Here is a 14,031-nt window from a genome sequence, read left to right as displayed (position 1 = left end):
ATTTTTCACCCCTATTCGGGTGGCTCTCGCGGCAGCTAGGAGGATCAAAGTGCGCGGGAGGAGCAGGTTTGGCCGCTACCCAGCCTCCGAGTGTGCCCGGCCTCGGTGTCGGTGGACAGAGACAGACTGGTATGTGTCAGTCGCACCCGCGGCTCGCTTACCAAGGGAGTTAGAAGCAATGGCAGTTCAAATAACACACGTGCGTTACGAGGGCTACTCGAAGACGCACGAGTCCATCGTCAGCTACAAGTGGAAGAACACGAGCAGCACCGAGACGGGCGTCAGCGATAAGCCGACGATGGTCGAGTGGATCGACAACAAGAAGGGCGATGCCTACGTCGGCAGTGGCGCAAGTCGCGTAGACGTCGGCACCGTGCACCCGGACGCCGGACGCCCGTACCTGCGGACGTACGCCGACGGCAAGTGGAACAACAACCTGCTGTCGCTGCCGACCTTCTAGTCTGCGCAGAGCCCCGGCGCACGTGTCGCCCGAATCGACATGCGCGTCGGGGCTCCCCCATGTCAGCGCTCGAGTGCAAGCCGGTCAGCGATCACTACCGCTCTGCTGGATGTGAACGCCTCGAACTGCGCGATCTCGGCGCTGTAGTCGCTCGGGTACAGGTGCGAGTAGATGGTGTCCGTTGTGACGAGCGAGGCGTGGCCCGTCCACCGGCTGAGCTTGTACGGCGGGATGCCCGCGGCGAGCATCAGCGATGCGTACGTGTGGCGGAGGTCGTGCCAGCGCATCTTCGGTGGCAACGCTAGAGCGGGCAGCAGCGGGCGCATGTAGTACTGCAGGACAGACCCGCAGTCGATGTTGCGGGAGAAGTCGAGGCGACGAGAGCCGTTGCTCCGAGCCGGCCAGAAGAGCGCGTCGGGGTCGCCTGAGTTCGGGTGCGTCAGGAGGAACAACTTCAGCTCCGCAATCAGCGATCGGTCGAGCAACGGCACGTCGCGGCGACTCCGGGCGGACTTGGGCGTGCCAACAGTCCACACTCCGCCGACCCGCTTTATCGTCTGCCGAACCTCGACGTGCGCGCCGGTCGTCTCGGTGGCGGCGAGGGCTACATCTCGAATTCGCAGACCCTGTACCTCTGCCGCTCGCAGCCTCGTCAGCGCACAGAAACGCGCAAGCAATCCGTACGGCTCCGTTACGTCGAGAGCAGACGCGAGTTCGTCCACCTGCGCTTTGGTGAGGAACACCGGCGCGAACCCCTTGGTGTGAACGTTCTTCGGTAGCTCGACGGCGTCGCAAGGGTTATGCGAGATCAGCCGGTGCTTGGCCGCGTAGCGGAAGACCTTGTTCAGGGCGACGTAGTGGTTGTGGACGGTGTTCGGTGCCTTGCCCGCAGCGACGAGAGCACTCACCCACCGCTGCACATCCTGGCTCGTGATTGCGGAGATGCGCTTGGGCGCCGAACGTCGGCAAGATGCGGGTCGCGTAGAGGTTCTCGTACTGCACGATGGTCCCTGCCTTGAGCCGCGGACGGCTCGCGTCGAGGGACGCTGCCACGACCGCCTCGAACTTCTCGGATCGTCCTGCGAGCTCGGCTGTCGGCGCTCCGGTGGCTTTGGCGTTCTCAACGGTGAGGGCGTACCGCTCGGCCTCACGCTTCACGGTGAAGGTCTTCTGCCGCTCTCGACCGTCCGCCTTCCATCGCACCTCGTACGCGATGCCGGTCTTCCGTTCAAATTCTCGAACGTGTGCCATCAGTAGCCCCTCTCCACGACCTTGGGCAGGACGTCGGCTCGGTTGAAGCGGCCGAGCCGCCACTCCGGCTCTCTTGACGCCTGCCACGGGTAGCGCGCCCAGACTGTTAAGCGTCCTCGGCTCGGCACGATCCGCGTGATGACGGCCGGCAACTCGTAGTCCTCCAGGACGACGTGGCCACGCTTGAGCGCTGACACGGCGACGGACGATGACCTTGCTCATCGGTCGGCCCAGCCCATCTGCTCGGCGGCATCGGCCGCGATCGGCTCGGCTGGCGTTGCGGTGGGCAAACCCCGTCGAGAAACTGAGAATGCTGCATCTCTCTGGGGCGGATGAGCGCTAGCGACGCGCTGCGCCTTGCACCACACCGCAGTGCTCCCTCGGGTAGCTTCAAGGAAGAGAAGGGGGCTCCGTGTACACGTTTCTCGTAGATGAGACAAACAAGGATGCATCGCAGGGCGAGTTCTTCATCGTAGGCGGGCTGGTGTTCGACGAGGCTCAGATCGCCCTCGTTCACTCCGCGGTGGCAAAGCAGCGTCGAATCGCTGGTTACCGACATGGCCAAAGCTTCAAGTTCGATACGAATTCACGTCCTGCGTCCGTCAGTATCGAGCAACATAGGACTGCTAAACGCGACCTGATCGCAGACCTCAAAGACATCGGCGTCCGGATGATCGTGTCACTCGTCCTGCACGACCTGTGCCGAGATCAGAGCTACGACACGCGGATGGAATGGGCGCTGAACACGCTAGCTGGCTCGTACAGGAAGCTGCTCGTGGATGAACGTCAGACCGGCATCATGCTGATGGACCGCGACAACGACCGTTACGACCATCTTGAGTATCTTCATCAGCACGGCCTCAAGATGCATACAGGCAGCCACGTTCGAGTCGATGATCGGATTCGGTTGTTCGGCATGACCAGCGACAACGCTTCACATCTCAGTAGCGCCGCGGACATCTCCCTCGGCGCGTTCAGATACTGCGCGAATACGGCAGGTGGCAACGGTCGCGAGCCGGTCGCGCGCGAGATGTTCCCCAACCTCGCGCAACTCTTGTGGACGAAGAAGCATCCAACTGGAGAGATGCGCGCAGGAGGCTTCGGATACCTGCCGCGACCGAAGCGTGAACACATCAGCGTCTCGTGGATGCTTGATCGCTATGACAACCTCGCCGCTGGCCTCAACTCTTACGTCATCCCCGGTTAACCCCGTCGGGAACTGATGGCGCGATCCCCGTCCAATCCCCGAAAAACCCCGTCACCGTGCCCCGCCGAGGCACTCCGGCGCACTCCGAGGCTGGTGAGTAACGGGGCTAGAACCCGCGATCTCCCCATTTAAACACTGGGCAAGACGGGTGACGGCGGTCTGGGTCGGAGCAAATTGGTTCGGCTCGGTTTACGCACCTGGAGGGTCTTCCAAACTGATTACGCGGGTTCGATTCCCGTCATCCCCTCCGTTCGCATCCCGCCGTACACACATTTGGACTAAAAGTGTGGTTACAGAGCGGCGGTTTCAGCTGGTGAGTGCAACACCTTGTAGGTATTGGTCGAGTTTCTCGGCTGGGGTGTGGAAGTTCAAGGTTTGTCGGGGGCGGATGTTGAGGAGGCGTTGGGTTTCGGCGAGGTCGGCGTCGGGGATGGTGTTGAAGTTGGTGCCCTTGGGGTAGAAGTCTCGGATCAGCCCGTTGAGGTTCTCGTTGCTGCCGCGCTGCCAGGGTGAGTGAGGGTCGGCGAAGAACACCGGGCAACCGGTTGCGATAGTGAAGCGGGCGTGTTCTGCCATCTCGGTGCCCTGATCCCAGGTCAGGGTCGAGAACAGTGCGGACGGCAGGTGGCCGATCATCTCGGTGAGCCGGTCGATGACCGTGGCGGAGTCCCGGGTTCCGGGCAGCCGGCCCAGGAGGGCGAACCGGGTGGAGCGTTCGACCAGGGTGATGATCCCGGAGCCTGCGGGTCCGACGACGAGGTCGCCTTCCCAATGTCCCGGGACGGCGCGGTCGGTGACCTGGGCTGGCCGGTCGCTGAGCCGGGCACCGTCCAGCCAGGGCCGGTTGCTGCGCCGCGGCAGTTTCGACTGCGGGATGCGTCCCGCCCGACCGGTCCGCAACGCTTTGACCACGGTCAGCTCGTGCCGCAACCCGCCTTTGCCCTGAACATAGAGGGCCTGGTAGATCGTCTCAGCCGTCACCCGCATATCCTCTCGCCCCGGGAACAGCAGCGGCAGCCGACCCGCGACCTGCTGCGGGGAGAACCGGGCGTTCAACTGTTCGACCACCGCGGCCCGCAACCACGGATCCTGATCGAGTTTGCGCGGCTTGGGCCGGGCCCGCCGCTGACCGGCGACCTGATGCGCCACCCCCGCCTCATATTGCCACCGCCCCCGATACGACCACCTGGAACGGGCAACCTCCCGCGACACCGTCGACGGTGCCACCCCGACCAGACCCGCGATCCGGCGCAACGAGAACCCCTGCGCCAACCCTGCCTGGATCAACGCCCGATCCGCCAACGACAACCTGCGCCCATGACCCCCCGCCGCGCCACCCGCACCCGACAGCCCGACACGCAACAAACCAGCACGACTCCCCGGCTCAAACCTCATGCCCGCAAGCCTGGCCCACCGCTGCACCCGACCACGCGGCACCCCCACCACCACCGCCACACTCACAGCCGAAGCACCAGCCAACAACAACCCCAACGCCTCAACCCGCGTCTCCAACGACGAATGCAACCCCATCCCAACCCTCCACATCAACAAAGGGTGTTGCACTCACCACCAGAAACCACCAGCGTGATTCTCGACATTCGGTCCAAATGTGTGCGGCGGGACGTCGCCGCTGTGCCCGAATAGGCTGGCTCCCGTGCCACTGAACCCCACCTCTGCTCCGCTCCGCCTGGTCGTCGCCGACGACTCCGTCCTGTTGCGGGAGGGGCTGATCCGGCTGTTCGACGAGGCCGGGTTCGAGACGGTCGGGGCGTACGGGGACGCGGAGTCTCTGCTGGCGGAGATCGGCGCGGTGGGGCCGGATGTGGCGGTGCTCGACGTGCGGATGCCGCCGACGTTCCGCGACGAGGGGGTGCGGGCGGCGCTGCGGATCCGGGCCGAGCATCCGGGCGTCGCCGTGCTGCTGCTCAGCCAGTACGTCGAGGGGACCTACGCGCAGGAGCTGCTCGCCAGCGGGGAGGGCGGCACGGGTTACCTGCTGAAGGATCGCATCGCGTCGCTCGACGAGCTGCGGGACGCCGTGACGCGGGTCGCACAGGGCGGTACGGTGCTCGACCCGGAGGTCGTGCGCGAGCTGTTGACGCGGCGCACGGATCCGCTGGCGACGCTGACGCCGCGTGAGCGGGAGGTCCTGGGGCTGATGGCGGAGGGGCGCACGAACTCGGCGATCGCCGCGCAACTGGTGATCGGGGTGGGCGCCGTCGAGAAGAACGTGACGTCGATCTTCCAGAAGCTGACACTGGAGGACTCCGGCGACGACCACCGCAGGGTGCTCGCGGTACTGGCGTTCCTGCAGCGGTGAGGACAGAATGGCGCGTGAACCGCTCATCGACGACGAAAGCAGGTGCACCGTGGCAGGACTGGACGACATCACCAACAAAGCCAAGGAATTCCTCGACAGCGACACCGTGAAGAACGCGCTGAAATCCGAGCAGGCCGAGGACATCAGCGACAAGCTGCTCGACGGGGTCGCCGACGCGGCCAACAAGGTCACCGGTGGCAAGTTCGAGAGCCAGATCGACGGCGCTCGCGATGCCGCGGACAAGGCCATCGGCACCGAGTAGCGGCGATCGCTCGACGAAGGGCGGGCGAGGGTACAGCCCTCCCCCGCCCTTGGTCGTCTCCGCGCTCAGGAGAGCGGGAGACGCGCCCCGATCCGCGACGGGCCCCCGGCCGGGCTGTCCACGACGAACTCGCCGCGCAGGCCGCGCACGCGCTCGGCCAGCCCGCTGAGGCCGTGACCGTCGACCGCGGCCGCACCCCCGGTGCCGTTGTCGGTCACCCACACGCTCAGCCACACAGCACCCGACGGGTCGACAGTGCGGTCCAGGAACAGCCGTGACTCCGTCGCACCCGAGTGCTTCGCGACGTTCGCCGCCAGCTCGGCGAGCACGTAGTAGGCGTTGCGCTCGGTCTCCGGGCTGAAGCGTTCGCCGGTCGCGAGCGACGACTCCACCCGCATCGCCACGGTGCTGCGCGCGGCGAGCGACTCGGCGGCGGCGGCGAGTCCTCGGTCCTGAAGGAGCGGCGGTGCGAAGCCACGGGAGAGCGCCCGGAGTTCCTCCAGGGTGTCCCCCGCCTGCTGCCGGGCCTCGGCCAGGAGGGCGGCCGCGGCGTCCGGATCGTCGGCGAGCTTGCGCTCGGCGGCGGCGATGTCCATCTGCAGCCGGATGAGCCGCTGCTGCGGGCCGTCGTGCAGATCGCGCTCCAGGCGGCGCAGCGCCTGGTCCTCGGCGGCGACGGCAGCACCGCGCGAGGCCGACAGGTCGGCGACCTCCCGCTGCAGCGCCTCGGAACGCCACGCACCGAGCAGCCCGCGCGCGATGGCGTCATGGGCAAGCGTCAACCCGCGGGTGACGAACGGCAGCGTCGCGGCGAACACCACCCCGAGGATGAAGTACAGGATGCGGTCGCCGAGCACCGGATCGAAGGTGGAGCTCGTGCGGAAGGCCCAGTCCACAATCACGTGGGAGAGATGGACGTTCTGCCCTTCGCGCGGAATGAATCCGTCCCAGATCCAATCGGTGAGTCCGCCGAGCGCCACGAGCGTCCACACCATCGTGACGGTCCAGGTGACGATGCTGACGATCGGGTTGATCAGGATGCCGTGCAGCAGGTAGAGCCAGTAGTGGCCGTTGACGAACGGCCCGAACGCGACCCGCCAGAACGTGCGCGGCGTGCCCCGTGGCTCCCACGTCGGCCGCGCGATCTCGGGTCGGCGCGCCCAGCGCAGGCGCACGAGCTCGAGGGTGCCGAACCCGCGGGCGGTGTAGAACGCGCCGATGAGGATGAACAGGCCGACGTAGATGACGATCGTGCCGACACCCGTCCAGAAGAGCGACTGCAGCACCGAGAGGCCGACGATCGCGATCGGCATGGTGAGGAGCAGGAACCCGAGCTCGCGCGGGACGCCCCGCCACAGCGCGCCGTAGGTCGTGCGGTCGGTGGGCGGAGCGGGACGTGCGTTCACAGGATCCAGCATGGCGGACGGGACGGCGGTCATGGTTCTTCTCCAGTCGGTGAGGATGCCTCCAGCCTCGCGGGCGCCTGCGGCCGAACCCATCCCGCGAGCCTCCCGATCCCAGCGGGGGTTATCCCCCGGGCGGCCTCCTGCCCACGTTCGGCCGTCGCCCAGGCAAGGCTCAGCTGAGTAAGCCGAGGCTCAGCTTCGTTGCGGAATTCCCGCGCCCGGGTAGCGTTGAAGCAGGCACGAGAAAGGACGCCACAACCATGACGGACATCGCCGCAAGCCAGAGTGTTTCCAACCCGGACGTCGCCGCCGGGGTCGCCCAGTTCCTGAGCCCGGTGGTCGTCGACCTCACCGCGCTCGTCGTCAACGGAAAGCAGGCGCACTGGCATGTGCGCGGCGCCAACTTCATCGGCGTCCACGAGCTGCTCGACACGATCGTCGACCACGCGCAGGAGTGGGCCGACCTGGCCGCCGAGCGCATCGTCGCCCTGGGCCTGCCCGTCGACGGCCGCCTCGGGACCGTGGCCGCCAAGACCACGACCCCGGAGCTGACCGCGGGCTTCCGCCCCGCCAACGACACGATCGCCGAGGTCATCGCTCAGATCGACGCCGCCCTGGCGGCCGTCAACACCGCGGTGAAGGAGCTCGACGAGCTCGATCAGACCAGCCAGGACGTCGCGATCGAGATCGCGCGCGGTCTCGACAAGGACCGCTGGTTCCTGTTCGCCCACATCAGCGAGTAGCGTCCGCCGCACGAGTGCGGCTCTTCGGGACGAATGCGGTGCTGCGCCGAGCAGCACTCGTCCCGGGGAGCCGCACTTGTCGTCTGCGGCTCAGCGGAGCGTGTCGTGGGTGAACCGGCCGCCCAGCAGAGTCGCGGCGACGGGCGCGGCGCGCAGCGCCTCCCCCGCGAGCGTCGACGGGTCGGCATCGAGGACCACGAGGTCGGCAGGCTCCCCTGTGGCCACACGGCTGCGCACCGAGGCGTCGAGCGCCGCGGAGAACGGGATGCGCTGCTCGGGATGCCACGGCTCGCGCCCGGCACGCGACCGATCCACCGCGGCGCCGATCGCGACCCACGGATCGAGCGGCGCGACCGGCGCATCCGACCCGAAGGCCAGCCGCACGCCGTGGCGGAGGAAGTCCGCGAGCGGGAAGGCGCGGTCGGTGCGCCCCTCCCACAGTCGCTCGGCGACATCCCGATCGTGCATCGCGTGCTCGGGCTGCACGCTCGCGGTCACCCCGAGCCGCGCGAAACGCGCCACGTCGTCCGGGGCGACCAGCTGCGCATGCTCGATGCGGCCCCGAACGCCGATGCGCTCGAAGGCGTCCAGCGCCCGCCGGTTCGCCTCGTCGCCGATGGCGTGGACGGCGGGCTCGATGCCGTTGCGGACGGCGAACCGCATCGCGGCGACCAGCTCGTCCCCGCTCAGGTTGGCGACACCGTGGCTGCCGTCGGGATAGGCGTGAGTGCAGAGCGCGGTGCGCGTGTTGAGCGATCCGTCGGAGATGACCTTGAACGGGCCGACGGTCAGCAGCCCGTCGGTGCCCTCCACCGGTGCGCCCGTGCGCAGGCCCAGGCCGGCGGCGCGTTCGAGATCGTCGCCGTAGACGCCGAACTCCACGCGCAGGAGGGGATCGGACGGCGCCATCCGGCGGACCCACGTGTCGAGGTTCCAGCCGTACTCCAGGTCGACGATCCCGACGACGCCGCGGCGCGCCGCGGCCGCAGCGGCCTCGGCCGCCCAGCGGTCCGACGTCGCCTCGTCGGCTGCGCTGAGTTCGCTCGTGACCGCGAAACTCGCGTCCTCTCGCAGCACCGCGTCGTCGGATGCCGGGGCGAACCGCCGCGCCGCAGCAGAGTTCAGCCAGGAGCAGTGCAGGTCGCCCGCCATCAGTACCACCGGCCGCTGCCCCGCCGCGGCGTCCAAGAGGGCACGGGTCGGGAGGTCGGGCCAGAGTGCGTCGTGGAAGCCGAACCCCACCAGCAGCTCCTTCCCCGGCTCGGCCGCGACGCGACGGCGCACCAGGTCCGCCGCCTCCGCTGCGGAGGCCGCGCGCGAGACGTCCAGGCGGCGCGCGGTCTGCGCCCACTGGGTGAAGTGCACGTGGTTGTCCCAGAGCCCGGGCACCAGCCAGCGACCGCCCAGGTCCAGCCGTTCCGCCCCGCGCGGGTCGAGACGTCCGGCGAGGTCGACGGCGTCGATCCGGCCATCGACGATCCGCAGGTCCAGCACGCCGTCCGATCCGGGGAGCCGCGCCCCGGCCAGCAGCAGGCTCATCGGGCGGCGCGACGGCGGTCGTGCACGATCGTCATCTCGCGGAGCAGCCCGTCGCTCGCGTACGGCCCGTCGCCGGCGAGCTCCCGGAGGATGCGGTCGACGATGTGGTCCGGCCGGTTCTGGCTCATCTTCTGCTTGGCGGTGATCCGGGTCGGTGTGAGGCGCAGACCGACGGTGCCCGACGCGATCCGCTGGGCGTACGCGGCGTCGGCCTCGGTGCCCGCCATCCGCCGCGGCTCCGGAAGCTCGCGCTCGAAGTGGTCGACCAGGCGCGCGAGCACGTCGAGGTTCTCCTCGTCGCTCAGGATCTCCGGCACTCCGGAGAAGTGCGCGGAGATGAAGTTCCAGGTCGGGACGGCGGGCTTGTCGTCGTACCAGCCCGACGAGATGTAGCCGTGCGGGCCCTGCACGATGATCATGAGCTCGTGCTCGCCCAGCTCGTGCAACTGCTCGTCGGGGCGGCCGACATGACTCAGGAGGCTGATCCCGTCCCGGGTGTCGTCGAGGATCACCGGGTAGTGCGACGCCACCAGTCCGGCCTCGGTGTTGCTGACGAACGTCGCCCACGGGTTCTCGCGGACGAGCCGCGCCAGTTCTTCGGCGTCGGTGAGGGTGAAACTCGGGTTCTGGCGCATGCCGCCTCCTAGGCCTGATCCTTCGGGCACCAGTACAGCTTGCGGCCGCCCAGCTCCTCCATCACGATGTGCGTCCCGCAGACACGGCAGGGCAGACCTTCCCGCTTGTAGACCCAGTGGCGGTCGTCGCGGCTCGCCATCGCTTTGCGGTACGCCGCGTCGTCGAGGTCGTCCATCGTCATCATCTGGCCGGTCGCGACGCCGATGCGCAGCAGCTTCACCCAGTCGCGCCAGAGTGCGCGCACGGTGTCCTCCGGGACCAGCTTGCCGGGCGTGTGCGGGTTCTGGCGCGCGCGGAACAGCAGCTCGGCGCGATAGACGTTGCCGATGCCGCTCACGACGCTCTGGTCCATGAGCAGGAGCGCGATCGCGGTGGGCTTGCGCCGCACCGTCGCGACAAAACGCTCCTCGGCATCCGGCCCGTCGTCGAGCATCGGGTCGGGCCCGAGCTTGGCGATGACCGCATCCACCTGCGCCGGGTCCAGCACCTCGCAGGCCGTGGGGCCTCGGAGGTCCGCCACTGCGGTGTCCGTCAGCAGGCGCACACGCACCTGGCCGACCGGCTCGGGCGGGAACGTCGTGATCTCGGCCTCCAGCTTCTCCGACTCGGCCATGCGCAAGCGGGTGCGGCGCGGTGCGCCGATCGAATGGAGGGAGTTCTCACCCGCGTCGTCGAAGACCCGGGCGTCGTCGGCCACGGTGCCGCGCTGGTTGGTCTGCCCCATACGCCCGTTGGCCGAGGCGATCGTCGGATCGACGCTGATCTCGCCCGCGAAGTCCCACGCACCGTAGATGCCGAGGTGGATGCGCAGCCACAGCCCGTTCTCGAACTCGAGGAACATCTGCTTACCCACGGCCTTCGCCGCGGTCATGACCTGGCCGTCGATGCGCGCGGCGCCCTCGGCGAACCGCCCCTGGGGCGACGAGACGGCCACCCGGTGACCGACGAAGTTGGTCGCGAACTGCCGGGCGATGCGATGGACGGAGTGGCCCTCGGGCATCAGCGGTCCACGTTCTTGCCCGCGATGTCGCCGGTGGCCTCGAACTCGGCCAGCTGTGCGATCCGGCGCACGTGCCGCTCCTCGAACGAGAACGGCTCCGCGATGAAGAGGTCGATGAAGCGCGTGGCCTCCTCCACGGTGTGCTGCCGCGCGCCGATCGAGATCACGTTGGCATCGTTGTGCTGCCGGGCGAGCTGCGCGGTGCTCTCGTTCCAGACCAGCGCCGCACGCACGCCGAGCACCTTGTTGGCGGCGATCTGCTCGCCGTTGCCCGATCCGCCGAAGACGACCCCGAGCGCCTGCACGCCGGCCTGCTGATCGCGCACCACGGCCTTCGCGGCGTTGATGCAGAACGCCGGGTAGTCGTCGATCGGGTCGTACGCGGCCGGACCGTGGTCCACGACCTCGTGGCCCGCGGCGCTCAGGTGCTCCTGGAGGTGCGTGCTGAAGTCGAGGCCGGCATGGTCGGTGGCGATGTGGATGCGCATGAGGCAAGTCTAGGGAAGGCCGCCGACGGCGGCGCGCGGGTCACTAAGGTGGATCGGGTGGACACGATCCACGCGAATCTCGTCTTCAAGGAGTCACCGTTGCCCGGAGAAAACCTCACCCGCATCGAAGCACAGGAGCGCGCGTCGCTCGTCAGCACCCACGCCTACGAGGTCGCGCTCGACCTGACGACCGGTCCGGAGACCTTCCGCAGCACGACGACCGTGCGCTTCTCCGCGACCGCGGGCGCGTCGACGTTCATCGATGCGATCACCCGCACCGTGCACTCAGTGGTCCTCAACGGCGTCGAGCTCGACCCGGCGGAGGTCGCCGACGGCGTGCGCATCCGGTTGGACGGCCTGCAGGCCGAGAACGTGCTGACCGTCGACGCCGACGCGATCTACACGAACACCGGTGAGGGTCTGCACCGCTTCGTCGACCCGGTCGACGGCGAGGTGTACCTCTACAGCCAGTTCGAGGTGCCCGACTCCCGCCGCATGTTCGCGGTCTTCGAGCAGCCCGATCTGAAGGCGACGTTCGCGTTCACGCTCACCGCTCCCGCGAACTGGGCCGTGGTGAGCAACTCCCCCACCCCCGAGCCCGTGCCCGCGGGCGAGGGCGTCGCGACGTGGACGTTCGCCCCGACCTCTGTCATCTCGTCGTACATCACCGCACTCATCGCCGGACCGTACGAGTCGGTGCACAGCGAGCTGACGAGCAGCGACGGCCGGACCATCCCGCTCGGCGTCTACGCGCGCAAGAGCCTGGCCGGGTTCCTCGACGCCGATTACATCTTCGAGAAGACCCGCGAGGGCTTCGCCTTCTACGAGGAGCGGTTCGACGTCCCGTACCCGTTCGAGAAGTACGACCAGCTGTTCGTGCCGGAGTTCAACGCCGGCGCGATGGAGAACGCCGGCGCGGTGACATTCACCGAGACCTACGTGTTCCGCTCCAAGGTGACCGACGCCATCAAGGAGCGCCGCGTCGTCACGATCCTGCACGAGCTCGCGCACATGTGGTTCGGCGACCTGGTCACCATGAAGTGGTGGAACGACCTGTGGCTGAACGAGTCGTTCGCCGAGTACGCCTCGACTCTCGCGACGGCCGAGGCGACCGAGTGGCACGAGGCGTGGACGACCTTCGCCGCGATGGAGAAGAGCTGGGCGTACAAGCAGGACCAGCTGCCGTCGACCCACCCCATCGTCGCCACGATCAACGACCTGGAGGACGTGCAGGTCAACTTCGACGGCATCACCTACGCCAAGGGCGCCTCGGTGCTCAAGCAGCTGGTGGCGTGGGTCGGCCAGGACGACTTCCTCGCAGGCGTCTCCGAGTACTTCACGAAGCACGCCCACGGCAACACCGAGCTGAAGGACCTCCTCGTCGAGCTGGAGGCCACCAGCGGCCGCGACCTCACCGACTGGTCGGCGAAGTGGCTCGAGACCGCGGGCGTCAACACGCTTCGCCCCGAGATCGAGGTCGACGCGGACGGCGTCATCACGTCGTTCGCCGTGCTGCAGACCGCCGCGGCCGACTACCCGACCATCCGCCCGCACCGCCTCGCGATCGGCTTCTACGAGCTGCGTGACGGCGCGCTCGTACGCGACCACCGTGTCGAGCTCGACGTCGACGGGGAGCGCACCGAGGTCGCCGAACTCGTCGGCCGCACCCGCCCGGCGCTCGTGCTGCTCAACGACGACGACCTGGCCTACGCCAAGATCCGTCTGGACGACGCGTCGCTGGCCGTCGCGATCGAGCACCTCGGCCAGATCGAGAGCCCGCTCGCGCGCTCGCTCGTCTGGGGCGCCGCCTGGGATGCCACGCGCGATGCCGAGAGCAGCGCGAGCGACTACGTGCGCCTCGTGCTCGGCAACATCGCCGCCGAGACGGAGTCGACCACGCTCCGCACGACCCTCACCCAGCTCGGCCTGGCCGCGGGAAGCTACGTCGCGCCCGAGCGTCAGAAGGAGACGATGCAGGCGGTCGCGACCGCGCTCTGGGAGCTGGCGAAGCAGGCCGAGGCCGGCAGCGACGCGCAGTTCCAGTTCGTCAAGTTCTTCGCCGCCTACGCGTCGACCGACGAGCACCTGGCCGAGATCGCCGCGCTGCGCGACGGCTCGCAGACGCTCGACGGTCTCACGGTCGACACCGACCTGGCCTGGGAGCTGCTGATCGCCCTCGTCGCCGGTGGTGCGGCCGGCACCGCCGAGATCGACGCGGCCCTCGCGGCGGACAACACCGCCAACGGCGGCCAGTTCGCCGCGCAGGCGCGGGCGAGCATCCCGACCGCCGCGGGCAAGCAGGCGGCATGGGACTCGGTGTTCGGCTCCGACGACCTCCCGAACACCATCGTGCGCTTCACCGGGATCGGCTTCCAGCGCGCGGCGGACACGTCGGTGCTCGCAGGCTTCGTCTCGCCGTACTTCGCCGCCCTGCAGGACGTGTGGGAGTCGCGCTCGTACAAGATCGCGGAGTACCTCGTCGCGGGCATGTACCCGGCGGCGCTGGCGAACGCCGAGCTGCGCGACGCGACGCGCGCCTGGCTCGACGCCCATCCGGAGCCGGCGGCGCTCCGCCGCCTCGTGGTGGAGAACCTCGCGGGCGTGGAGCGCGCGCTCGCCGCCCAGGAGCGCGACGCGCAGAGCTGACGCACCGCGCGCATCACGCGAACAAGCTGAGGAGGGGACCCTCGTCCGACCGGCCTGGTACCAGGGGCCGATG

The 14,031-nt window shown here is 68.4% G+C and carries 14 protein-coding genes; 6 read left to right on the top strand and 8 right to left on the bottom strand.

Annotation, left to right across the window (positions count from 1 at the left end):
* Window positions 1-199 precede the first annotated feature (199 nt).
* Window positions 200-460 carry a DUF3892 domain-containing protein gene (locus tag IT072_RS09845; RefSeq protein ID WP_263282070.1) on the top strand — a complete coding sequence of 87 codons (261 nt, stop codon included), beginning with the start codon at window positions 200-202 and terminating at the stop codon, window positions 458-460.
* 62 nt (window positions 461-522) lie between these two features.
* Here IT072_RS09845 and IT072_RS09840 read toward each other — a convergent pair whose 3' ends face one another.
* Window positions 523-1,368: a tyrosine-type recombinase/integrase gene (locus tag IT072_RS09840; RefSeq protein ID WP_223360771.1), complete on the bottom strand. Its 846-nt coding sequence runs from the start codon at window positions 1,366-1,368 to the stop codon at window positions 523-525.
* A 342-nt stretch (window positions 1,369-1,710) separates the two neighbouring features.
* The gene (locus IT072_RS09835; RefSeq protein WP_223360770.1) at window positions 1,711-1,908 is read right to left on the bottom strand and encodes a hypothetical protein; all 198 of its coding nucleotides are present in this window, start codon (window positions 1,906-1,908) and stop codon (window positions 1,711-1,713) included.
* A gap of 215 nt (window positions 1,909-2,123) precedes the next feature.
* Between IT072_RS09835 and IT072_RS09830 the strand changes: the two genes are divergently transcribed.
* Window positions 2,124-2,918 (top strand): hypothetical protein, encoded by a 795-nt coding sequence (locus IT072_RS09830; RefSeq protein WP_223360769.1) that lies wholly within the window; start codon window positions 2,124-2,126, stop codon window positions 2,916-2,918.
* Between the two features lie 306 nt (window positions 2,919-3,224).
* Here the strand turns inward: IT072_RS09830 and IT072_RS09825 are convergent, their stop codons facing one another.
* Entirely contained in the window at window positions 3,225-4,448 is a 1,224-nt protein-coding gene (locus IT072_RS09825; protein WP_442786773.1) for an IS30 family transposase, read from the bottom strand.
* A gap of 124 nt (window positions 4,449-4,572) precedes the next feature.
* Here IT072_RS09825 and IT072_RS09815 point away from each other — a divergent pair, with 124 nt between their 5' ends.
* Together IT072_RS09815 and IT072_RS09810 are read left to right on the top strand one after the other, a co-directional pair.
* The gene (locus tag IT072_RS09815) at window positions 4,573-5,238 is read left to right on the top strand and encodes a response regulator transcription factor (protein WP_223360768.1); all 666 of its coding nucleotides are present in this window, start codon (window positions 4,573-4,575) and stop codon (window positions 5,236-5,238) included.
* A gap of 7 nt (window positions 5,239-5,245) precedes the next feature.
* Window positions 5,246-5,500, top strand: a complete 255-nt coding sequence (locus tag IT072_RS09810; protein ID WP_223360767.1) for an antitoxin — start codon at window positions 5,246-5,248, stop codon at window positions 5,498-5,500.
* 65 nt (window positions 5,501-5,565) lie between these two features.
* On the opposite strand, the gene IT072_RS09805 is transcribed toward IT072_RS09810, so the two are convergent.
* Window positions 5,566-6,999, bottom strand: a complete 1,434-nt coding sequence (locus IT072_RS09805; RefSeq protein WP_223360766.1) for a sensor histidine kinase — start codon at window positions 6,997-6,999, stop codon at window positions 5,566-5,568.
* Window positions 7,000-7,166: 167 nt separating this feature from the next.
* Between IT072_RS09805 and IT072_RS09800 the strand changes: the two genes are divergently transcribed.
* Entirely contained in the window at window positions 7,167-7,649 is a 483-nt protein-coding gene (locus tag IT072_RS09800) for a Dps family protein (protein WP_223360765.1), read from the top strand.
* A gap of 90 nt (window positions 7,650-7,739) precedes the next feature.
* Here IT072_RS09800 and IT072_RS09795 read toward each other — a convergent pair whose 3' ends face one another.
* Genes IT072_RS09795 through IT072_RS09780 form a run of 4 tightly spaced genes read right to left on the bottom strand, consistent with a single transcriptional unit; the run spans window position 7,740 to window position 11,312 of the window.
* Window positions 7,740-9,188 (bottom strand): amidohydrolase, encoded by a 1,449-nt coding sequence (locus IT072_RS09795; RefSeq protein WP_223360764.1) that lies wholly within the window; start codon window positions 9,186-9,188, stop codon window positions 7,740-7,742.
* Window positions 9,185-9,823, bottom strand: coding sequence for an FMN-binding negative transcriptional regulator (locus tag IT072_RS09790; protein WP_223360763.1), 639 nt, complete (start codon window positions 9,821-9,823; stop codon window positions 9,185-9,187). Before IT072_RS09790 ends, IT072_RS09795 begins: the two co-directional genes overlap by 4 nt.
* A gap of 8 nt (window positions 9,824-9,831) precedes the next feature.
* Window positions 9,832-10,824: an Fpg/Nei family DNA glycosylase gene (locus IT072_RS09785; RefSeq protein ID WP_223360762.1), complete on the bottom strand. Its 993-nt coding sequence runs from the start codon at window positions 10,822-10,824 to the stop codon at window positions 9,832-9,834.
* The gene (locus IT072_RS09780; protein WP_223360761.1) at window positions 10,824-11,312 is read right to left on the bottom strand and encodes a ribose-5-phosphate isomerase; all 489 of its coding nucleotides are present in this window, start codon (window positions 11,310-11,312) and stop codon (window positions 10,824-10,826) included. The genes IT072_RS09785 and IT072_RS09780 overlap by 1 nt, the downstream gene beginning before the upstream one ends.
* Before the next feature lie 99 nt (window positions 11,313-11,411).
* Here IT072_RS09780 and pepN point away from each other — a divergent pair, with 99 nt between their 5' ends.
* A complete protein-coding gene (pepN, locus tag IT072_RS09775) occupies window positions 11,412-13,958 on the top strand; it encodes an aminopeptidase N (RefSeq protein ID WP_223360943.1) in 2,547 nt (848 codons plus the stop codon).
* The last annotated feature ends 73 nt before the right edge of the window (window positions 13,959-14,031 follow it).

This window comes from Leifsonia sp. ZF2019 (assembly GCF_019924635.1).
Lineage (GTDB): Bacteria > Actinomycetota > Actinomycetes > Actinomycetales > Microbacteriaceae > Leifsonia.
The sequence above is the reverse complement of the archived record's forward strand: the minus strand, read 5'-3'. Positions and strand labels throughout refer to the sequence as shown.